The 20,936-nt window shown below is 46.8% G+C and carries 17 protein-coding genes and 1 tRNA gene; 9 read left to right on the forward strand and 9 right to left on the reverse strand.

Annotated features, from left to right (window positions below; all coding sequences use genetic code 11):
* Positions 1-186 precede the first annotated feature (186 nt).
* Both AAC052_RS27225 and AAC052_RS27230 read right to left on the reverse strand, forming a co-directional pair.
* Positions 187-260: transfer RNA gene (locus AAC052_RS27225), tRNA-Asp, on the reverse strand.
* A 171-nt stretch (positions 261-431) separates the two neighbouring features.
* Positions 432-3,728 (reverse strand): glycosyl hydrolase, encoded by a 3,297-nt coding sequence (locus AAC052_RS27230; RefSeq protein ID WP_339816282.1) that lies wholly within the window; start codon positions 3,726-3,728, stop codon positions 432-434.
* A gap of 119 nt (positions 3,729-3,847) precedes the next feature.
* On the opposite strand from AAC052_RS27230, the gene AAC052_RS27235 reads away from it, so the two are divergent.
* Complete coding sequence (locus tag AAC052_RS27235; protein WP_339816284.1) at positions 3,848-4,375, forward strand: hypothetical protein; 528 nt, start codon at positions 3,848-3,850, stop codon at positions 4,373-4,375.
* Between the two features lie 6 nt (positions 4,376-4,381).
* Here AAC052_RS27235 and AAC052_RS27240 read toward each other — a convergent pair whose 3' ends face one another.
* Genes AAC052_RS27240 through AAC052_RS27250 form a run of 3 tightly spaced genes read right to left on the reverse strand, consistent with a single transcriptional unit; the run spans position 4,382 to position 7,487 of the window.
* Entirely contained in the window at positions 4,382-5,092 is a 711-nt protein-coding gene (locus AAC052_RS27240) for a LytTR family DNA-binding domain-containing protein (protein WP_339816285.1), read from the reverse strand.
* The gene (locus AAC052_RS27245; protein ID WP_339816286.1) at positions 5,082-6,155 is read right to left on the reverse strand and encodes a histidine kinase; all 1,074 of its coding nucleotides are present in this window, start codon (positions 6,153-6,155) and stop codon (positions 5,082-5,084) included. The genes AAC052_RS27240 and AAC052_RS27245 overlap by 11 nt, the downstream gene beginning before the upstream one ends.
* A 33-nt stretch (positions 6,156-6,188) precedes the next feature.
* Positions 6,189-7,487, reverse strand: a complete 1,299-nt coding sequence (locus AAC052_RS27250) for an acyltransferase family protein (protein ID WP_339816288.1) — start codon at positions 7,485-7,487, stop codon at positions 6,189-6,191.
* A 209-nt stretch (positions 7,488-7,696) separates the two neighbouring features.
* Between AAC052_RS27250 and AAC052_RS27255 the strand changes: the two genes are divergently transcribed.
* Positions 7,697-7,993 carry a hypothetical protein gene (locus tag AAC052_RS27255; protein ID WP_339816289.1) on the forward strand — a complete coding sequence of 99 codons (297 nt, stop codon included), beginning with the start codon at positions 7,697-7,699 and terminating at the stop codon, positions 7,991-7,993.
* Between the two features lie 98 nt (positions 7,994-8,091).
* On the opposite strand, the gene AAC052_RS27260 is transcribed toward AAC052_RS27255, so the two are convergent.
* The 3 genes from AAC052_RS27260 to AAC052_RS27270 all read right to left on the reverse strand — a co-directional run bounded on the left by AAC052_RS27260 (position 8,092) and on the right by AAC052_RS27270 (position 9,523).
* Positions 8,092-8,508, reverse strand: a complete 417-nt coding sequence (locus tag AAC052_RS27260) for a hypothetical protein (protein WP_339816290.1) — start codon at positions 8,506-8,508, stop codon at positions 8,092-8,094.
* Between the two features lie 128 nt (positions 8,509-8,636).
* On the reverse strand, positions 8,637-9,176 hold the full coding sequence (gene msrA / locus AAC052_RS27265; protein ID WP_317491919.1) for a peptide-methionine (S)-S-oxide reductase MsrA: 540 nt from the start codon (positions 9,174-9,176) through the stop codon (positions 8,637-8,639).
* A 119-nt stretch (positions 9,177-9,295) separates the two neighbouring features.
* Positions 9,296-9,523 carry a hypothetical protein gene (locus AAC052_RS27270; RefSeq protein ID WP_317491920.1) on the reverse strand — a complete coding sequence of 76 codons (228 nt, stop codon included), beginning with the start codon at positions 9,521-9,523 and terminating at the stop codon, positions 9,296-9,298.
* 206 nt (positions 9,524-9,729) lie between these two features.
* Between AAC052_RS27270 and mnmH the strand changes: the two genes are divergently transcribed.
* The 7 genes from mnmH (at position 9,730) to AAC052_RS27305 (ending at position 20,135) form a co-directional block, all read left to right on the forward strand.
* On the forward strand, positions 9,730-10,761 hold the full coding sequence (gene mnmH, locus AAC052_RS27275) for a tRNA 2-selenouridine(34) synthase MnmH (RefSeq protein ID WP_339816293.1): 1,032 nt from the start codon (positions 9,730-9,732) through the stop codon (positions 10,759-10,761).
* Positions 10,754-11,788, forward strand: coding sequence for a selenide, water dikinase SelD (selD, locus tag AAC052_RS27280; RefSeq protein ID WP_339816295.1), 1,035 nt, complete (start codon positions 10,754-10,756; stop codon positions 11,786-11,788). Before mnmH ends, selD begins: the two co-directional genes overlap by 8 nt.
* Before the next feature lie 74 nt (positions 11,789-11,862).
* Complete coding sequence (locus tag AAC052_RS27285) at positions 11,863-14,541, forward strand: TonB-dependent receptor (protein ID WP_339816296.1); 2,679 nt, start codon at positions 11,863-11,865, stop codon at positions 14,539-14,541.
* A 5-nt stretch (positions 14,542-14,546) separates the two neighbouring features.
* Positions 14,547-15,641, forward strand: a complete 1,095-nt coding sequence (locus tag AAC052_RS27290) for a DUF4249 domain-containing protein (RefSeq protein ID WP_339816297.1) — start codon at positions 14,547-14,549, stop codon at positions 15,639-15,641.
* Positions 15,550-16,692, forward strand: a complete 1,143-nt coding sequence (locus AAC052_RS27295) for a DUF4249 domain-containing protein (RefSeq protein ID WP_339816299.1) — start codon at positions 15,550-15,552, stop codon at positions 16,690-16,692. Before AAC052_RS27290 ends, AAC052_RS27295 begins: the two co-directional genes overlap by 92 nt.
* Positions 16,693-17,754, forward strand: a complete 1,062-nt coding sequence (locus AAC052_RS27300) for a DUF4249 domain-containing protein (protein WP_339816301.1) — start codon at positions 16,693-16,695, stop codon at positions 17,752-17,754. It begins immediately after the preceding gene.
* 2 nt (positions 17,755-17,756) lie between these two features.
* Complete coding sequence (locus AAC052_RS27305) at positions 17,757-20,135, forward strand: hypothetical protein (RefSeq protein WP_339816302.1); 2,379 nt, start codon at positions 17,757-17,759, stop codon at positions 20,133-20,135.
* 88 nt (positions 20,136-20,223) lie between these two features.
* Here the strand turns inward: AAC052_RS27305 and AAC052_RS27310 are convergent, their stop codons facing one another.
* Positions 20,224-20,679 carry an Hsp20/alpha crystallin family protein gene (locus AAC052_RS27310; protein ID WP_339816303.1) on the reverse strand — a complete coding sequence of 152 codons (456 nt, stop codon included), beginning with the start codon at positions 20,677-20,679 and terminating at the stop codon, positions 20,224-20,226.
* Between the last annotated feature and the right edge of the window lie 257 nt (positions 20,680-20,936).

Below are 20,936 nucleotides of genomic sequence, written 5' to 3' on the forward strand. Positions count from 1 at the left end.
CTAACCAGCTGACATGGGAGAGATAAAACAAAAAAGCCTTAGATCTCTCTAAGGCCAGTCCATTGCGACGGGACTCGAATCGCAACGGCGAACCGCCACGACCTCCTGCGTGACAGGCAGGCATGCTAACCAGCTGACATGGGAGAGATAAAACAAAAAAGCCTTAGATCTCTCTAAGGCTTCTTGCGGAATGGACGGGACTCGAACCCGCGACCTCCTGCGTGACAGGCAGGCATTCTAACCAGCTGAACTACCACTCCTTTCGTTGTGTCTCGATTACCTTCCGTAAATCGAGATGCAAAAGTATACGTTTGTAGTTCTTTTGCAAAACTGAAATCATAAATTTTTTCAAATTTATTGAAAGAATGTCGGCGAACACTCAACAGTTCCAAGCAACGCCTTCGCCTTCAATATTTTATGACTTACCAAGGCTACTTATCGTAAACCGGTAGCACAGGAAGACTGGCCGGAATATATGGCGCATGCTGATTCTGCAGTTTTTCCTGCAGGCGTTTCAGGTCATCATTGATTAGTTGAGAGACGCTACTGTATATCGGTCCAAACTCCTCTTTGGCAATTGCCAGCTGGTCTTTGTGCGTTTGTGTAGGTTCAGATGTTGAGTGCATTTGCTCATAAGCAATCGCCCCCAGCCTTGAGGCTACAGTGGGTGGTACTTCTTTGTCGAGCTCTGAGGCCACTCCATCACGGTTGAGCATCGTCTTAATGTCTGCCAATTGCTTATTCAGGGCTTCATAGTCAGCCATCAGCTGTCCATGTCCTGCATCAGTCCTCAAAATAGCTTCCCTGATGTAACGCATCTGGGCGCCTATTTCATTTACCACGCTTTGGGTTCCCTCCACCACCCTTTGGAAGTCAGCCACTTCATTCTTAAAAACGACCATCGCCGACCGGTTGGCGGCAGGCAAAACAGTGTTTTGCAATGGCACCACTTCAAAAGGCACCTCTTCAGACAATGTGGCAAAGCTGCCATCAACACTTTTGGAGAGCTGCACTGTGTAGCGACCAGGAACCACAAGGTGCCCTTCTTCTTTACCTGCAAAGGCGTTGTAAAATGACGGTTTATTAAGCGAAATAGGCGTTTTCGGCGCATAGCGAAGGTCCCAGGTGGTTCTATTAACACCTTTGACTGGCTTTGTCTGCAGCTTTCTCACAATATTGCCCTGACTGTCTCTGATGGTAAACAACAAATAAGGGTCTGGCTCTTGTTTCTCTTCCTTCAGCGCTTCGTAAGATGGGTAAGCTGAGTCCTGATTATTCTCGAATTGCTTTTTCTCAGCTTCCCGACGCACCTCTTCTTTTGTTTTTACCTCATCCCTTAAATACCAGGTAAATATTGCCACGGGGCCAAGGTTCTCAGCAGCGTAATAGTCATCTCCCTGAAAGGCCTTGCCAGGTAAGCCCAGTGGCATACTTTCTTCATAGGCCAAAGCATTTCTGATTGGAAACAAGGCTCCGTCTTTTGCCAGTGTCGCTTGTCCTAGCTGGCGTAAGGCAGAGTAGTCGTCTAACACAAAGAACCCCCGGCCGAAGCTGGCCAGCACAAGGTCATTCTCCCTTCTTTGAATATCGATGTCTTTGATGGCAATGGTAGGCATTCCCGCTTTTAATTGCTTCCAGCTCTTTCCTCCATCGTTGGTAAAGAAAATACCATACTCCGTACCTGCAAACAGTAAATTGGGATCTACATGATCCTCAGCAATGCTGTAGACCGTGCCTTTTACTGGCAAATTTGCCGTGATCGACGTCCACGAAACTCCCTTATCCGAACTCTTGTAAATGTAGGGCTTGAAGTCGCCATACTTGTGGTGATTGAAGGCAGCATACACGACGCCGGCATCATGCTGGGAGGGCAGTACGTAATTGACGTAAGTCATGGTAGGCACACCAGGAAAATTTTGCTGCTTTCTCCAGCTTTGCCCCCCATTTTCTGTCACCTGAATCAGTCCATCGTCGGTGCCGGCGTACAACAGGTTCTCATCGACAGGTGACTCTGCCAACGCCACCACACTACCGAAGGGCGAGGTACTCCCATTTTTTGAGACGGCATCAATTCCCCATACCCGGCCCATTACCTTGAGCTTGTTGCGGTCGATTTGCTGGCTTAGGTCGTCGCTGATGACGTCCCAACTATTGCCCCGGTCGTCGCTGCGAAACACTTTGTTAGCAGCAAAATACACCCGCCCATCTTTGTGTCTGCTCACTAGCAACGGAGCGTCCCAGTTCCATCGGTAGTTCGCCTCTCCTTTTCTCTCTTTGGGCTGTATACCAACCTCTTCACCACTTTTTTTATCATAGCGTGACAATCCGCCATACTGAGACTGAGCGTAAACAATGTCGGGGTTCTTAGGGTCAACTGCCGACTCAAAACCATCCCCGCCGTGGGTGATGATCCAATCGGAATTGAGGATACCGTGGTTGGTAATTGTTCGTGACGGGCCTCCTAAACTAAAATTGTCCTGCGTACCTCCATACACATTATAGAACGGCAACGCATTGTCAACGGTTACCTTATAAAACTGCGTAACGGGCAAGTTGGCTTTGAAAAACCATGTTTTTCCCGCCTCATAGGTTTCGTAAACTCCACCATCGCAACCCACCAGCCAATGCTCTGTATCAGCCGGGTCAATCCACATCACGTGGTTATCGACATGTTTGGTGTCTTCACCCACAACACTGAATGACTTCCCGCCATCTTTCGACACCTTGAACCATACGTCCATGGCATACACTTTATCGGGATCCACCGGATCAGAGAATATTTCCTGATAGTAATTGCCACTCGTTGTATAATCACTCCTTTTTTCCCACGATGCCCCTCTGTTGGTAGAACGAAAAAAGCCTCCTTTGTTCTGTGCAGCCTCTACAATGGCATAAATCACCTCCGGATTTGCCGGTGAAATAGTGAGGCCAATTCTTCCCATATCAACGGTAGGAAGGCCTTTATTGATTTTTGACCAGCTCTGCCCGCCATCCGTCGTTTTATACATACCTGAACCAGGCCCTCCACCGATATAAGTAAATACATGGCGACGTCGCTGCATGGCTGCGGCGTATATGACTTTTGGGTCTCTCGGATCCATCACCATATCTGTGACACCGGTGTGCTCATCGACTGTCAGCACCGCCGTCCAGGTTTTGCCACCATCTTCTGTCTTGTACACCCCCCGTTCTCCACCTTCTTTCCAAAGTGGGCCAATGGCAGCTACATACACCACATCAGAGTTCGTGGGATCAACAATGATTTTGGCAATGTGCTCAGACATCTTCAATCCCATATTCTCCCAGCTCTTGCCCCCGTCAATCGATTTATAAACACCATCACCATAGCCCACTACACGCTGGTTGTTGTTTTCACCGGAACCTACCCAAACGACATTGCTGTTATTAGGATCCAACGCCACACAACCAATAGAGGAGCTTCCCTCACTGTCGAATAACGGGTCGAAGGTGGCTCCCCCATTTTCGGTTTTCCATACACCGCCGGCAGCAGTTGCCACGTAGTATTCCTTCGTTTTGCTGGGGTTTACTGCTATATCAGCTATTCTGCCTGAACTAAGCGCCGGACCAATATTCCGAAATTTTAACCCACCCAGGGACACACTCTCCAGTGGCGACGCCGGACTTTGGGCTTGCGTTGATGAGCGACGTTGTGCGTACGAAAAATAGGCTGTCAGTAGAAGAACAATCAGGAAAGAATGCTTTTTCATAAAAGGCGAATAAATGTTTTCTTTAAGATATGAAAATTATTGCCAGACCTATCATTGAGGCTTATTGTTAGAGATTTTATGGATACTTTATTAAGGAAGTCCAAGATTTTGATGAAATAATGACGTATTCAAAGGCGAGCATGGAGGAAGAGCTAATGCGAGATCGCTCAAAACAAAACGTCGAGCGCATGGCAAACCAAATGGGTGATGAGCCAGCACAGTTTGGCCTTCTAATGGATATTTTCTTCGATGGATCCTACCGTGCCACCCAATACTCCGCCCACCTGCTAGGGAAATGCTGCGACCTCCATCCTCACCTGATCCTCCCCTATTTGGGCAAAATGATTGACTTGCTGGATGAAGAGGTGCATGATTCATTGAAAAGGAATATCCTCCGCACCATGCAGTTTGTCGACATTCCGGAAGAGCATTGGGACAAAACTGTACAGTACTGCTTCGAGCTGCTTCAGTCCAGGAAAGAGCCTATAGCCGTGAAAGTATTTGGCATGACCGTGCTGGCCAACCTGTGCGAAAAGCTGCCTGAGCTGAAGAATGAGCTGAGGATCATCATCGAAGACCAGATGCCTTACGGCTCAGCTGGCTTTAAGAGCCGTGGAAGTAAAATCCTAAAGAAGCTTCAGCAATAGCCGACCCTACTCCCTGCTCCAAAGCTTGTGCTGCAAAATCTTCTCCAGCACAGCCTCTCTCCAAAGTTTACTGATGGGCACGATTCCCTTTTCAGTGGCGATCTCATTTCCTTCGATAGACTTCACCTTATCAATATTCAACACATACGATTTGTGCGTTTGAATAAACTGATTCGACGGTAACAGCTCCATCACCTTTTTCAGAGTCAAATGTGCAATATGCGTCTCTGTCAGCGTCTGCACCTTCACGTAGTTCTGCATGCTTTCTACATACACCAATTCCGCCAACCTGATTCTTTCAATTTTCTGACCAGTTCTTACGAAGAAATAATCGGCCTTGACCTCGATTTGTGTATTGGCTTGCAGGTAGTCAAAGGCCTTTTGCACCGCCTTTAGAAACCGATCCAATGAGATGGGCTTCAGCAAATAGTCGATCACGCTGAGCTCATATCCTTTCAAGGCGTACTTCTCATAGGCGGAAGTAATGATCACCAAAGGTGGATTTTTGAGTGACGCCAGGTAGTCGAGACCTGTGATGTGAGGCATCTCTATGTCCAGAAACAGCAAATCTGGCGTCTCCAACTTCAGCATGGCATCAAGCTGCAAGGCATTTTCGCAGGTACCCCTGAGCTCCAGGTAGTCGACTTTTTCCACATAGCTTTTTATGCCTTTTACAGCGAAAGGCTCATCGTCGGTTATGATACACTTAATCTTCATCCAGTGTCAGTTTAAGCTTTGCGGTAAAAACATCTTCACCTTGCTCTGTCGTCAGTGCATATTTGCCAGGATAAAGCAATTCAAGCCGCCTTTTCAGATTGGCCAGCCCAAGCCCACCCCTCCCTGGCTCCTCTATCAGTGCACTGTGCGATGCTATGGGCTCGGTGGTGTTGGTAATGCAAAATTCTATCCCATCGTTGCCGGCATCCGACATCTTCAGGCTGATCAACTTCTTGCCACCCACGTATTTAAAAGCATTCTCCACCAAAGGAATGAAAAGCAATGGATACACTTTTTTGTTCACAATGCCAGCATCCAGGTTCAGATCTACCTGCAGGTTAGACCCATGCCTCACCTTCTGCAGGTCGATAAAGGCATTGATGTGATCCAGTTCCTTTGCCAGGGTGGCCTTTTTATCCTTTTCCTCATAAAGCTGGTAACGCAGGAGCTCCGCCAGTTTTTCCACTGTTTGCTTCGCATCGCCCACGCTTTCATCCATTTGAAAGTAGATGGTGTTCAGGCTATTGAAAAGGAAGTGCGGATGGTACTGACTCTTAAGTAAGGCAAGCTCCGTTTCCACACTGTCTTTTTCTATCTGCTCCAGGCGCTGCGCCTGCTGCATCAGGCTTCTGAGGTAGTATCGGCCTCGCCTGATCGTAAAGATGAGCAGCAGATACAGGATAGGGATGATATTGATCTGCACAAAGTCACGCAGGGACAGCCCATCGTCCGTAAGGGCAACAAAGGGAGTTATGGAGGCATTTACAGCCAGGGCAAAAACGAGATAAGAAATGATGATTTCTCTGATCAGCGACTTTGACGATGGATGAAAGTCTTTGTTGAACCGCTTTTCCAGGAGCACAAAGCACAACTCAAAGAGATAACCAACAGTAATGGCCATTACAAACTCGCCCAGGTACATGCTGACGGGCCTGGTTGACGGAAACCCGCCATGATCAGGATTATCAATGATCCTGATCGACACGTAAACCAAAACCCCGAAAATCAGCGGCTGTATCCGCTGCCAGTTACTCGTTTTGCGTGGTGGTGATTCAATTGACATCAGACTCGAAATATAACAAAGTAGTACCGCAAGTCAGGTCTGAGGTTGTGTATTATCGGCTTTGATCTCCTTCACACCAAACAAAAACCTGGCGATACGGAACGGTCTGATCAGGTACTCATAAATCACCAGCGAGCCGATCAAAGACAATGTACTGACGAACAGATATTTGGCCAAAATGGATTCCTGCACCTGGATCACATAGTAGCCAATGGCGATGATCACTGTTTGGTGGAGTACGTAAAACGGATAGATAGCCCTGTTGGCATAGTCAATGACGGGGTGATGCTTGTTCAAATATCGTTTGGCGTAGCCAGATGCTGCCAGCAGCCACAACCATGCATCCGCTGCGAGGATACAAGGGCCCAGGTATTCCCATGCAGGATTAATGCCTTCTATGTCCCAGGGTTCAATCTTATTCCATCGAAAAAAATTGATGATGGTGATACACAGGATAGCCAAACCTAGCAGCTTTCGGCGATGAAGCTCCACGGTGTCCCAGAGGCTGGGAACAGCCCCCACAAGGTAGCCTGCCACAAAGAAAGAACACCAGTAAAAATGCCAGGGCAGATCATTGACCAAGTCGTGGGTATCGGGGTTCCAAAAGGCCCAAAAGCCACCTATGAGAATGGTTGGCAGCATGATCAATGCAATTTTGAGGTTGCCCATGGCAGCAACCACGCTGGTGGCCAGTGCTTTACCCTTCTCTGACCGGATGTAAAGAAATAGAGGCAAGCACACCACCGAGTAGACAAACAAGTACAGCACAAACCACATGTGATGCCACGAAAAATTGCCTGCCGGGTAAGGAATGAACTCTAAAACCTTGGGGTAGAATGAAAAAATTGAGGAGTAGTTGGCGCCGTTGAACTGCCTCTCGAAATATATTTGAGGCGGCACTACCACAAACATGGCAAACAGCAGCGGAACCATCAATCGGTTGTTTCTCTCCTTCACATACTGCCACGGACTTCTTTTCCTTAAAGCCAAGAATGTGCCATAGCCGGAAACAAAAAACAGCAGTGGCATGCGAAACCTCGAAAGCCAGAAATTGAACTCCAGCCAGAGGTTACTTTGCTCTGCATTCTTGATATGCCAGCCCGATTCAGCAGCAAAAAGCATGGCTGTGTGGAAATAAAGCACCAGCAATATGGCAATGATTCTCAGCCAGTCAATGTCGTGTCGTCGTTCCATGAGTTTTTTCTGTAAAAAAAAAGTTGGGCCTATCAACTCCGAAATAATTTGACGAAACGACTTTGCCAGGTGACCAAAACGCATTTTACCCTCTTCCTTGTATTTTTCATAGTAGCCAACTGCAATGTCTGCCACCATTATGTGGCAGGATGATGAGGCCAAAGCGTCGAAAAACTATGTGAAAGCGCTCTCCAAACAAGACAGGGACAACCTGAGCAGCTTTCTTAATTCTTTATAAAAGTGCCTTTCCATTGGCTATCTGACCGACAAAAGGGTCGATAATCGGGAGTGCTCTATTCCCTTTCATCTGAGGAGTGTGTATATTGAGTAGCAAAATCCTCGCTGCGATGGGCCGAACTACCATAGCCATATGCCTGCTGCTGCTCTCTTCCTGCCTCGATCCGCTTGAGGCTCCGGCCCCCGATTGGCAGCCCCAAACCTTTGCAGACGGCTTACCGAACCTTGCTTTCCGGCTAAGAGTCAGCACCATCAGTCCGGGCAGTGTGCGTTTCAACAACTATTCAAGTGGCATGCTTGAGTTTACCTGGTACCTTGGCTACAACAACGACAACGGCACTGAGGCTACTACTAACACGCCAGCGCCCACACTTAAGTACCCCAGAAATGGTCGGTTCAATGTGTGATTGAGGGGGCTTGGCACCGACAGTACGGTTTACTGGGGTTCCGACTGGATAGAGATCAGCAATTTACCTGACTAGTCCCCTGCATTTGGGCCGCCCGCTTATCGATCCATCATCTTCTCAACCAGTGCCGAAACTTCGCTGGTAATTTCATCCAGTTCGGTTTTCAGCTTGTTCTGCAACAGCGACATCTCTGTGTCGGTGAGAGACTGAGAAGTTTGGTGGCTGTGCGGGTGATGATGGTCTCTGTGGTCTGTTTCTTCTCCAACGGCCACCACCTTCTCCTCCCAGGCTTCGAGTTTTGCACTCAGCGTTTTCAATTCCTCCGAAAAAACGACCAGCGTCGTGTCTCTGGCCAGAATTTGCTCCATCGATTCAAAAATAGATCTTGTTTCGGCTTCGGTGGCCAGCAATTCCTCATGAGCCACAAAAGCTTTCTGATAATCCTCACCCGACTTCCCTGGGCTACAAGAAATACCAAACACCATTGTTATTAAAAGAAAGGGCTTAAAATTCATAGATAGTCTCTTTTTCACACGCCAACACCTAAGCAAAAGCTACGAAGCCGCAAGGTATTACCTCGTGTAATAAAATCAACTTGTTTAATGAATTTTAAGCCCTAAAATCAAGTGATCGTGCCGATGGCTCAGGCCTGACTCAACTTAAGTTTATCCCCAAATTTCTTTTTGAGTTTCTCCACCTTGGGGCGGATAACAAATGAACAATACGGTTGAGACCCGTTGAGCTCAAAATAGTGCTGATGATAGTCCTCCGCCACGTAGAATTCACTGCACGGGCTTATTTCCGTAACTATTGGCGAGGCAAAAACACCGCTCTTGTCTAGTTGCTCTTTGTACCTGACGGCGAGCTCCATCTGCTCCTGATTGTGGTAATACACAACTGACCTGTATTGTGGCCCTACGTCGTTACCCTGCCGGTTGAGAGTGGTGGGATCATGCGTATTCCAAAAGATTTCCAATAGCTCGTCGAATGAAACTAGTTTCGGGTCAAAGGTGATTTGCACCACCTCGGCATGGCCTGTTCTTCCACCACACACCTCTCTGTAGCTTGGATTCTTCTCCTTGCCGCCAGAGTAGCCCGACTCCACTTTTATAACTCCTTTGATATTTTGAAAGATTGCTTCGGTGCACCAAAAGCACCCAGAACCGAACGTTGCCTTTTCCAATGTTATCTCCTTTTTGATATGGTTTGCTACTTGCACTAATGCGCTACCAAATAACACAAACCAAGCCCAATAGTTTCCATAGCGCCAGCTATTCCCGGAGATTGGTTAGGCAGCCGACATTAGCCCAATACCCTGCTTTCGTAAATGTTTTGCAGCTTGTTTCTGTCCTCATCCGTTAAGTGGGGATTTTGCAGCATGCGGAACAGGTCGCTGCGATTTGATATGCCATATTTGGCGAGGACATCATTTTTCTTCATCTTCTTTTTCTTCTGCCGAATCACAAAGAACATCACAATTTGCAACACAAGAACGGGAACAAGGAACCAGAGAAGATTAGTAATACTCATTACTTATTATTTATGTTATCAATAATCAATAGACAATATAGCCAAAAAAAGTTGCATAGACAGCCTTCCGAACCGACAAACACCGTCGTATGGAATGCCCCTTTGTTTACCTACTGTTATTTAACGGATAAGTTTCATGAAAGTAGGTTAATAATCGCTAATTTTTGGATTGAATAGGAACAGCCGACAGGAGAGCCCGAGGAAAAATGGTCAAAAGCGTTGATATTGAAGAGTTTCTGGAGCTTAGCAGGCAAAATCCGGTGGTAGACGTAAGGTCGCCGTCGGAGTACACTTACGGAAGAATCCCTGGAGCCGTGAACCTGCCCCTCTTTGAGGATGACGAAAGAGCTCAAATTGGCACGCTCTACAAGCAGCAAGGCAAGGACCTGGCGGTGAAACGTGGGCTGGAAATAGTGGGCCCAAAAATGCGGCCGATGGTTGAATTTGCCGAGCAGCTCACATTCAAAGACCATATTTTAGTGCACTGCTGGCGGGGCGGCATGAGGTCGGGCAGTGTTGCGTGGCTGCTGCAGACGTATGGATTGCCAGTGGTTACACTCAAAGGCGGTTACAAACGGTTCAGAAATCATGTGTTGGACAAATTCGCTCAAAAGATGGAGCTTATGGTCATCACTGGCCCCACAGGCTCCGGCAAAACGGATTTAATCAAGTCCCTGGCAGCCAATGGTCAGCAGGTGGTAGATTTGGAAGGCCTTGCCCATCACAAGGGATCTGTTTTCGGGGAATTGGGACAAGAGGTGCAGCCTTCCTCAGAGCATTTCCAAAACGAGCTTTTCTGGGCCATCAAGGACTTTGATTTTTCTCAACCCGTCTGGCTTGAAGATGAGTCGATAGGCATTGGCAAAGTGATGATCCCTGAAGCCTTCTGGCGGCAAATGGGCATAAGCCCCCGTGTTCATTTCAATATGGATAGAAATATCAGGATCAAACGCCTGGTGTCGGAATATGCCAGCTTCCCAGAGAAAGTCCTGGACGAAAAAATTAACATGCTTGAAAGGAAACTGGGAGGACAGCACGCCAAAAGTGCTCTGGAACTACTTAGATCCGGAGATTTCGAAGGCGTAGCTGATCTGCTACTAGTGTATTACGACAGGGCCTACAAAAACGCCCTGATTCGGCACAAAAAAGACTTGTTGCTGGAGATTGAAGCCGATCACGAAGACTTTGCCAAATGGGCTGAACTAGTTATAGAAAAAACGAAAACTCAATATGTCTGAACCAATAAAGCTTACCCAATACAGTCACGGCGCAGGGTGTGGTTGCAAAATATCGCCCAAAGTGCTGGAAACCATCCTGAGCAAGTCAACTGACAAAACATTCTTTCCCTCCCTGCTGGTGGGCAATCATACCAACGACGATGCTGCGGTGTACGATTTAGGAAATGGTACTGCCATTATCAGCACTACCGACTTCTTTATGCCGATCGTGGATGATCCATTCGACTTTGGTGGCATCGCTTCTGTAAATGCCATTAGCGACGTCTACGCTATGGGAGGTACGCCCATCATGGCTATAGCCATTCTCGGTTGGCCCATCGATAAATTACCACCAGAGGTGGCCAATCAGGTATTGAACGGCAGCAGAAAAGCTTGTGAAGAAGCAGGCATTCCCCTGGCGGGTGGGCACAGCATCGATGCACCCGAACCTATTTTTGGACTAGCAGTAACTGGTACCATACCAGTAACGAATATTAAGAAAAACTCAACGGCAACGGCAGGGTCGTACCTGTACCTGACCAAGCCCCTGGGCATTGGTATCATCACCACTGCGCAAAAAAGAGGCATCGTCACCGACGAACACCTGGCAACTGCAAAAAAGAGCATGCTCACCCTCAATAAACTTGGTGCAAAGCTGGGGAACCTACCCTATGTATCGGCCGTGACAGACGTAACCGGTTTTGGCTTGCTGGGGCATTTGGCTGAGGTGTGCGAAAGTAGCGGCGTATCTGCCACCATCGAGTTCGACAAGGTGCCAAAGTTTGATTTCCTCGACGATTATCTGAATCAGAAAAGTATTCCCGGAGGCACGGTAAGAAACTGGGATAGCTATGGTCACAAAATAGGTGAAATTTCCGACTATCAGCGATCTATTCTGGCAGACCCGCAAACAAGCGGTGGCTTGCTGATTGCCGTTGATGAAAATGAGGTTTCAGCTTTCGAGGATTTTCTGAAAATTGAAGGAATGCAGTTACAGCCATTTGGCTACCTCTCGCCTGAAGAAGAATATGTAATTCGGTTGAAATAATCGAATGACAAGCAAAATGCAATAGTGGTTTCGAATGGAAAGCCTGTTGTAGCTTATGATACCAAACAATGCCTATGAAAAAAAACTACTACTGCTTCGTTCTGCTACTATTGTTTGTATTTGACGGAAATGCGCAAGGTACTCCTGATTGGAAAACAAAGATAGAGCAGCTGGAAAAGGCATTTGGCATCGACATATACTATCGGAATGAATGGGTTGACGCTTCCAAGGTGACCATCCCTGACACTTCTCTTCCAAGGGATCAAGCGTTGCAGGCCTTTCTCGCACCTCTCAGCCTTTCATATATCACCTACCGAAAAAAGCTGGTTGTGTTACTGCCCGATTCAACTGCCAGAAAATTTGCTTCCAGCTCGGAAGACTATGGGTCTCAACTAAAAATTCCTGAGGGAGTCACCATCATAGGCGACCTAAAATCGTTCGGAACTCAAAGGAATGCCACTATTCGGGGCCGTATCATCGACGCAAACAGTGGTGACCCATTGATCGGGGCGAATGTGATGCTTGTAGGCACCAACCGATCTACGAGCACCAACGAAAAAGGCGAGTACTCCTTCCAGGTGCCTGTTGGCCTGTACGACCTGCTCATTACAACTGTAGGCTACATTGAAGAAAGAAAACCGGTGGCAATTGTCGGCGATGGGCAGCTAAGCACCGAACTATTTGACACCACTTACGAGCTTGAGGAGATTACGATCCGGGAGAGAGCGTTTGAAAACAACGTAACAGATGCCAAAATGGGTATCAATTCGATAGATGTGGCCTCTATCAGGCGATTACCTTCATTCCTCGGGGAGGCCGATGTGATAAAAAGCCTGACATTTCTTCCCGGGGTAAGTTCCGTGGGTGAGGGTTCTTCCGGCTTTAATGTGAGAGGAGGAAATTTTGACCAAAACCTTATCCTCATGGATGGTGCCCCTGTATTTTATCCGTCGCACATGCTGGGTTTCTTCTCTCTCATCAATTCAGAAATGGTGGATAACCTTACGCTCTACCGGGGCGGAGTTCCAGCCAAATACGGTGGCCGGATAAGCTCCGTGCTGGACATTCGGCTCAAAGAAGGTGACAAGAAACGGTGGAATGGTAATGTGGGACTAGGGCCTATCACCAGCAAGGCCTTTGCAGAAGGGCCACTGATAAAAAACAAGGCGTCGCTTGCCCTCGGTGTTCGGGTGGCCAGCGCCGACTGGATTTTGAAGCGAACAAGAAGTATTGAACTTCGGGAAAGCGGAGCGAGATATATTGATTTTCAGGGCACCATCGACGCATTTGTTACCGACAAAGACAAGGTGAGGCTCTCCGGCTATATGAGCGGCGATAGATTCTCATTTGCTCAGGACGCTATTTACAGCTATCAGAACAACATCTACTCAGTTTCATGGACACACTCCTTTCCGCAAAACATTTATCTCAAAGTAAATGGTGCCTCCAGCGATTACGATTTTGAAGTGGAGAACACCGAAACATTGCGTGAATACATCATGCAAAGCGGTATTCATTACAAGGATGTAAAAGCAGACCTCACTTACGACCCCGGAAACGGCTTTCAGGCAGAAGTGGGGGTGTTGGCCGGTAAGTACAATATTGAACGAGGTGAATTGGAGCCAACTACCATCTCTTCATTGGAGGCAGCCCGCAGTCTTCAGGACATGAACGGAATAGAAAAGGCCGTATACGGATCTGTCGAGTGGAAGCCTGCTTCATGGCTTACCTTGTCGGCAGGCAGCCGGTATACAACCTTCGATCAAAAAGGGCCATTGAAAATTTATTCCTATGATCCGGCGCTGGCCAGGGATGACGACGCCATCATAGACTCTACCAGCTATGCCAAAGGTGATGTAATTAATACTTACTCAGGTTTTGAGCCACGAGGTTCTGCAAGCATCAAAATAGCCGAAGAGCAGTCGATTAAGATTGGGTACAACCGGATGAGGCAGTACATTAATATTGTTTCAAACACCGCCGCCGTCACCCCTTTCGATATCTGGACCACCAGCAGCACTCATTTCAAGCCTGTTATCGGAGACCAGTACGGCATCGGCTATTTCAGGAACTTCACAAAGAATAAGCTGCAAACATCGGTTGAGCTATTTTATAAGGAAGTGCAAAATGTGACCGAGTACAAGAATAATGCTGACCTCTTCCTAAAAGACAATATTGAAACAGAATTGCTTCAGGGTTTTGGCAGGTCCTATGGTGCTGAATTTCTCGTTCAAAAAGATGCTGGGTTGCTTACAGGATGGGTAAGTTATACCTACTCCCGAAGCCTGAGAACAATAAACGGAGAGCTGGAAGAACAAAAGATCAACAGGGGCAAAGAATATGCTGCGGACTTCGACAAGCCCCACACCCTCAATATTGTTTCAACTTATAAACTCTCGAGGCTCTGGAGGTTTTCAGGGAATTTCACCTACAGTACCGGGCGACCTACCTCCTACCCAATTGACAAATATGTATTCAACGGGATTGTGGTGGCTCAATTTTCAGAGAGAAACCAGTTCAGGGTGCCAGACTATCACCGACTCGATATTGCATTTTCAGTTGACGGCACTAACAAACGAAAAGCCAAGGTGGAAACTTCGTGGACGTTTTCGCTGTACAATGTTTACGGTCGCAAAAATGCCTATTCGGTCTTTTTCAGCCAGCGAAACTCCGACCCGCCAGTAACTCCCTACAAACTTGCCGTGCTTGGGATACCGTTTCCTTCAGTCACCTTCAATCTTAAATTTTTGTAGAGCAGATGCGGTTCACAGACCTAATGCACCGATTTAAAACAGCGCCGGAAGGAGTTCGCAAAAGAATTGCATCGAAGCTGTCCTGCGCATTCGTGCTGCTATTGGTATGCGTTAGCTGTATTGAACCGTATGAAGTTGACGTACCCAAACAAGACAATATCCTTATTGTAGAAAGTATGTTGCTGGATCATCCTGACTATCAACGAACCAGGTTGTATTTCCAACATCAGGATGGGCCTCGGGAGCTCATCTACAATGCCATAGTCAGCATTTCAAATAAAGCGGGAGACTCCTGGCCGCTGGTCGTCACCTACGACGGATCATACGTTCCCCTTTCTGGTAGCATTGAGGTGGCGGCCGGGGACGAATTCCAACTAGAGATTGCTATCGGAGATTCGATTAGAGCCGTTTCAACCTGGGAAAAGGTTCCTGAGCCATCGGAAATTGATACCGCTTTCATGGAGGCGAAATACCGATCCGTCATTAACAACAGAGGGATTGAGACAACTTCGAAGGGAATCGAAATTTTTGTGGCAACAAAGCCAGTTGCTTCACAAAACACCTACTTGCGCTGGACTTACGAAGACACCTACGCCTATGATGCACCCATGGCATCAGACCTTTGCAGCGAGTGTCAATACTGCTACATACAGGAGGAAGTGGAAAACTTTATCGAACTGGCAGAAGTGTTGAACAGCAAGGGGAAAGTTCTTTCCGGCAAGTCAATTGAGTTTGTTGAGTTCGACGAACGGTTTGGGATCAGGTTCGCCGTATTGGTCAAGCAACTTACCGTTACAAAAGCAGCCTACGAATACTACAAATCCATCAATCAACTCAATGAAGCAAGAGGCAGCATTTTTGATCCGCCACCGGCAGTCCTAAGAGGAAATGTCAGCAACAACCTCAGGCCCACCGAAACAGTTTACGGCTTTTTTGAGGTGGGAAAATACAGCGAAGCTTCAGCCAGAATAACGAAATCCGACATCGACTTTCTGATACCCTCGTTTTATGAAAATTGTTTGGTTCCAAATCCTGGGGCTGACTGTTTTGACTGCCGGGCAAGGGAAGGCGCCACCAAAGTCAGGCCCGACTACTTTTGATCTTATGATTGACAGGAAACTATCATATGGCCCTTTATTTACGCTCTTGCTGCTTGCCGGATGTATTGAACCGTTTTCTCTTGACATTGAGCGTGTTTCCAACCAGATAATTGTTGAAGCAATTCTCTCCAACCATCCCGAGCTACAATCGGTAAAGCTTCTTCAGACACCAAACGACCCTCTTGGTTTTATTGAATTAGAAGGAGCGATAGTAAAGGTTGAAAATTCGAACGGCCTAAAATTTTCTTTTTCAGAAGTCGCAGCAGGCACCTATTACCCCATCACTCCCATTGAAATCACTAATGGAGAGAAGTACCGGCTGCTCGTTGACCTGGGAGATTCCGTGCAAATAGTATCAAACTGGCAAAGTGTTCCGCCGCCGCTCAAAATAGAGACGGCACATGTGTCGCCAACCATTGAGCAATCTGTTAATGACAATGGATACTTAACACCCTATTACGGCTTTTCCTACTATGTCACCTCTGAGTACACCAATGCTACGAGCACCTTTGTCCGCTATTCCTACCAGTCGGCCTACATCATGGAGTCGCCACTGCGGAGCTCCCTTTGTTGGGATTGCACTGGCTGTTACATTGTCAGCAATGCAAAGGACTTCATAAAAACCGCATTTGTGGAGAATGGCAGCAGAAAGAGACTTTTAAACTTTCAGATTGCATTCATCAACTCCTCCTACGAGTATTCCATCAAAAAAACCCTCCGGATATTTCAACACTCCATTAACGAAGACACATACGAGTATTACGCTACCATTGAGCAACAAAAAAACCTGAAAGGCACCATATTCGATCCACCTCCGGCTATAGCGAAAACCAACCTAAAAGATGTAAGGAACCCTGAAAGAGTCATCTACGGCTTCTTTGAAGTTAACAGCGTTGATGAAGCTTCGGTAAGTACCAATGGCAATAGTGCGCCTTTTGCAGTGCGCACATTTGATGAAATATGCACCCCCTATAACTTATACACTAATCCGCAGTGCGCCGACTGCCGTGTGAAAGAAGGTGCTACAAATGAACGCCCCCACTGGTTCTAGATGAAACGACTAACCTCATATCGATATACCGTAAGAATACTGGCACTGCTGCTGCTTGCTATTCCCTCGTGTGTGGAGAAATTTGAGCTCGACATACCAAGGTCAACGCAAAACTTTGTAGTAGAGGCCCTCCTGTTGGACGACGCAAGGTTTCAGAAGGTGGTGCTTTCAAAAATCAACCCAGACGGGAAGTCGGAACCATTCGACGATGCAAGGGTCGTTCTGCAATCAGACAACGACGATATGGAAATAGCACTTGAACCGAGAGGCGAAGGGTTATACACCCCACTAGTGTTTGTGCCACTTACCAGAGGAGACAAGTATCGCTTGGTGATCGATACTGATGAGGAGACAAAAATTGTGTCAGACTGGGAAGAGGTGCCAGATGCTGTAGCACTTGAAGGAGGCTACTGGGAATCGCACACCTTCGAGTTTGTGAACGACAATGGGGTGACGATAAAAAGAAATGGAATTAACTTCAAAGTCAATACGGGTACTTTTCAGTCTCCAAACACCTTTCTGAGATACGACTTCGAAACCGCCCATATCAACGAAGCCCCCTTCAGAGACCCGAGGTGTGATTGCCTCAACTGCTATATTATCTCTGGGTCGGACGAGTTCCTCAACATTACCAGTGCCACGGAATCGGAAGGTAAATCGATTAAAGATCACCTCGTTACATTTCTACTTCTTGATAAGAGATTCAGCTTCCGGCTTACCATGTTAGTTCGTCAGATTGCCATCACAAGGAATGCTTTTGTTTTCTATCAGTCTATTGATCAGCAAAGAAACCTGAACGGCAGCATCTTCGATCCACCACCGGCAATTATCAGTGGCAACCTGTACGTGGAAGGGAAAGAAGACATAAATGTGTACGGGTTATTTGAGGTAGGACGGCTATCAGAGATTCCAATTACTATTTATAAGAGCAACATTAAAAACGAGTTCCTTACCTACCTCGACATTTGCTATGCAGGATTGAGGATCAACAATGTAGAATCCTTTTGCTTTAGTTGCTATGCCGAAGAAGGAGCGAGTCCAAGGCCCTATTACTTTGAATAACTATGAAATACCTACTGCTACTTCCGTTATGCGTTCTTGGTCTGGCTAAAGCCAGTGCACAAGACGATTCACCGGAAAAGCTTGTTCCAGAATTCATTCACCTGACAACGGACAAGCCTTTCTATTTCGAAGAAGAACGACTGATTTTTCAGGCTGTTGCGTTGAGCAACAAAACGTTCAAGGTGGTAAAAAGAAATGACGTCATTTATTCGGAACTATTGAACGCCAAGGGAGAAACAATAGGGTCGGCCAGGTTCTTGTGGGTAAATGGCGTTGCCAGCGGAGAATTTCGGCTGCCTCTCCTATTCGATGAACAAGCGATACACTACCTCCATGTGTTTACTCCTTCCCTTCTTAACAATACCGAATGGGTGGAAGCCTCTATCCCCATCAGCACGTATCAAATACCCTCGTCGGCCATTGAAGAAAACTCAATAGCCCTATTGGCTACAAAAGAGGAGCCCGGTTTGGTTATTTCTCCTGACAACGGAAGAATATACTCTCATCTCCCCAACCAGGTCTTTTTCAGAGTGACGAATCCAGAACCAGGGATAGCGTACAAGCTTACTGTTGAAAGGGACAACGGTTCCAAAGACACCGTCTCTACTGACGGCGAATTGATAGGAGATTTCATGGTCCATCCAACTACTAACAAGCCCATTACCTTGCAATTGTGGGATAATGCAACGGTGGTTGCTTCCACAACTATACAACCAGAAGAAACCCCTGGTATCACCCTCGAAGTGGCAACAGACAGTGCTAAAAATCTTGAGCTAAAAATCTACAGTACCTTCGACCTGTCCAAGAAAGTCGAATTGGAAATCAGGCAGGGCGACCTGCTCGCTTTCAAAAGAATAGTAAGTATTAACCAGCCCATAATGACAATGCTTGTGCCTGCCAGTGCTTCAGAGAGAACGGCAGCTTATTCAATCATCGTTCGGGACGAGGCAAAGAAATTGCTACTCGAAAGGTTCGTCTTTGTTGAGGACCCAATTGAGCAGCAACTAAAATGGATCAACCAGCGGAGTAAGCTGCCATCAGGAAGCACCCCTAACCTGCTGTTTGTGGTCAACGTGGATAGTGTCGATCTTTCGGAGGCCTATCTTTCAGTCAAACTGGTCGATGAAAGACTTCCTACACTAAACGGCAACAACCTGAAAACTGCCGGACAAACCTATGCCAGCTACCAGCTAAAGCAAGCCGGGATATTTTCGAACGACGTTCCGCTGGCGTTTGATGACTTGGCTGCCAGCCAAAAAGAGGCCTGGGTTCAGACCAACCGCAACAAGGTCACTATCAAACCTCCCGTGCTGGTGGCAGACTCGATACAGTTGGCACCTGATCCGTTCCAGAAAGGTTTTAGAATAACGGGCAGAATAACTTTTAAAGAAACCGGAGAGCCTTTACAATACTGTCCCCTGGCCCTGGCTAACACCAGTGACTTTTCACTATTCCGGTTTGCCAAAACGACGAAAGACGGATTCTTCAAGTTTGAAAACCTTACGTTCGAGGGTGAAAACGAGCTGTTTTTGGCTCTCCAGAGATATTATGATCATGATGTAGACATCGTCATTGACCAGCCCGTGTTTCCCCAGTTTAAAAGGTCAGTTGCAAGTCCCTCCAAGATCGCTTCCCGTAACAAAACGGCTTTGCTAAACGAAGCCCTGGAGAGAAGCATTATCGACAGCGTGTACACGGGCACATCCGATGTCGTTAAAGTTTTCCAGGAGAACAATTTCATCAGCAAAATTGCCGGATTCTTCCTCGAACCAACGGAAGTAATCGATCCGCTCGTGTATGTGCCCTTCAACGAAATGAAGGATGTTTTCAAAGAGATTTTGCCCAGTGCCTATTTACGATTCAAGAAAGGGAAACCGCTGATACGCATGGTGCACAACACTATTCAGCTACCTTCAAATGCAGTTGTTACCGGATTAATGGACGTTCCTGCGCTGGTCATTGTTGACGGAGTACCCATTTTCAATCAAGCTGAAGTACTAAGCATTAATCCTGCCCTTGTTACTAAGTATGAATTGTATCACGGTCTCTTCACACTTGGTCACGAAGTGTACTTGGGGCTTGTTCACATAGTGACCAATGTTGACTACCTGAACCAAAAAGAAATCAAAGGGCTTCACAAATTCAAGTACACTGGCGTTAATGCTTCGAACCCAATCGCCATTGGCCCAACAGGAGAAGCCAACAGTCCTTATCTTTCGCCTGTAGGTTTTTGGGTTACCAATATAAACCCCGACGACAAGGGAGTGGTCCAGCTGCCTATTCGGTTAACCAGTGTGCCTGGCTACTATTGGCTTATGTTGGAAGTTGTGACACCCAACGGAAAAGGCATGGTGGAAAAATGGCCGTTGCAAATTGAATAGTGCCAAAGCGGGATAGCTGCTTGCTGCACCAATAAAAAAGCAGGCCGTCAATGACAGCCTGCTTTCTATTCAATTATGTCAATAATATTTAAGCAATCGCAATTTGCCTTACTGGCTTTGGTTTAGCCTCCTCACGCTTAGGTATACTAACATGAAGTATGCCATTTTCGTAAGTTGCTCCAATTTTTTCTGCATTCACCACATTTTCAGGAAGCGTGAAACTTCTTTTGAATGAGCTGTAGCCGAATTCCCTTCTTGTGTAGCGGCCGTTTTCGTCCTTTTGCTCATTTTTCACCTCTTTTTCAGACGAAATCGTCAACAGATTGTTGTTAACCTCAACATGAAAATCTTTCTTGTTGAAGCCCGGAGCAGCCACTTCCACATCAAAACCTTCTTCGGTTTCCTTCACATTCACGGCAGGTACACTTGCGCCTGGAGAATTTACCAGTCCATTTTCAAAATCGAACAAATCCCTTCCTAAGAAGCTGTCAAACACGCTTGGAAACTCTGGGAACAAATTGGGGTTTCTTCTAATTAGTTTCATATCTCTTTTAAGTTTTAGTTGAACATCTATGACACCAACTATACAAGAGAAATGCCAGCACCGAAAAAGGCGAGAAAACGAATAAAATCAAGACATAATGTCTTGATTACAGATGATTTTAAGTAAAATAATGACAAAATGTCTTTAAAGTACTAGTTGAGCTCCCTATCAGGTAGACACCAGAGACATGCTTGTCGGGTCAATATACAAGTACTATGAACTATCTGATTAGGGCTCATTCAAGCTTGTTTGCTCCG

It is taken from the genome of uncultured Imperialibacter sp., from assembly GCF_963974565.1.
GTDB lineage: Bacteria > Bacteroidota > Bacteroidia > Cytophagales > Cyclobacteriaceae > Imperialibacter > Imperialibacter roseus.

What these genes read in the sequence shown, in the direction of transcription:
- AAC052_RS27230 (WP_339816282.1), bottom strand. Translation starts at nt 3,728, where the DNA reads ATGAAAAAGCATTCTTTCCTGATTGTTCTTCTACTGACAGCCTATTTT.
- AAC052_RS27295 (WP_339816299.1), top strand. Translation starts at nt 15,550, where the DNA reads ATGAAAATTGTTTGGTTCCAAATCCTGGGGCTGACTGTTTTGACTGCC.
- AAC052_RS27235 (WP_339816284.1), top strand. Translation starts at nt 3,848, where the DNA reads ATGACGTATTCAAAGGCGAGCATGGAGGAAGAGCTAATGCGAGATCGC.
- AAC052_RS27240 (WP_339816285.1), bottom strand. Translation starts at nt 5,092, where the DNA reads ATGAAGATTAAGTGTATCATAACCGACGATGAGCCTTTCGCTGTAAAA.
- AAC052_RS27260 (WP_339816290.1), bottom strand. Translation starts at nt 8,508, where the DNA reads ATGAATTTTAAGCCCTTTCTTTTAATAACAATGGTGTTTGGTATTTCT.
- AAC052_RS27305 (WP_339816302.1), top strand. Translation starts at nt 17,757, where the DNA reads ATGAAATACCTACTGCTACTTCCGTTATGCGTTCTTGGTCTGGCTAAA.
- AAC052_RS27270 (WP_317491920.1), bottom strand. Translation starts at nt 9,523, where the DNA reads ATGAGTATTACTAATCTTCTCTGGTTCCTTGTTCCCGTTCTTGTGTTG.
- AAC052_RS27255 (WP_339816289.1), top strand. Translation starts at nt 7,697, where the DNA reads ATGGGCCGAACTACCATAGCCATATGCCTGCTGCTGCTCTCTTCCTGC.
- AAC052_RS27245 (WP_339816286.1), bottom strand. Translation starts at nt 6,155, where the DNA reads ATGTCAATTGAATCACCACCACGCAAAACGAGTAACTGGCAGCGGATA.
- AAC052_RS27285 (WP_339816296.1), top strand. Translation starts at nt 11,863, where the DNA reads ATGAAAAAAAACTACTACTGCTTCGTTCTGCTACTATTGTTTGTATTT.
- AAC052_RS27300 (WP_339816301.1), top strand. Translation starts at nt 16,693, where the DNA reads ATGAAACGACTAACCTCATATCGATATACCGTAAGAATACTGGCACTG.
- selD (WP_339816295.1), top strand. Translation starts at nt 10,754, where the DNA reads ATGTCTGAACCAATAAAGCTTACCCAATACAGTCACGGCGCAGGGTGT.
- AAC052_RS27310 (WP_339816303.1), bottom strand. Translation starts at nt 20,679, where the DNA reads ATGAAACTAATTAGAAGAAACCCCAATTTGTTCCCAGAGTTTCCAAGC.
- mnmH (WP_339816293.1), top strand. Translation starts at nt 9,730, where the DNA reads ATGGTCAAAAGCGTTGATATTGAAGAGTTTCTGGAGCTTAGCAGGCAA.
- AAC052_RS27290 (WP_339816297.1), top strand. Translation starts at nt 14,547, where the DNA reads ATGCGGTTCACAGACCTAATGCACCGATTTAAAACAGCGCCGGAAGGA.
- AAC052_RS27250 (WP_339816288.1), bottom strand. Translation starts at nt 7,487, where the DNA reads ATGGTGGCAGACATTGCAGTTGGCTACTATGAAAAATACAAGGAAGAG.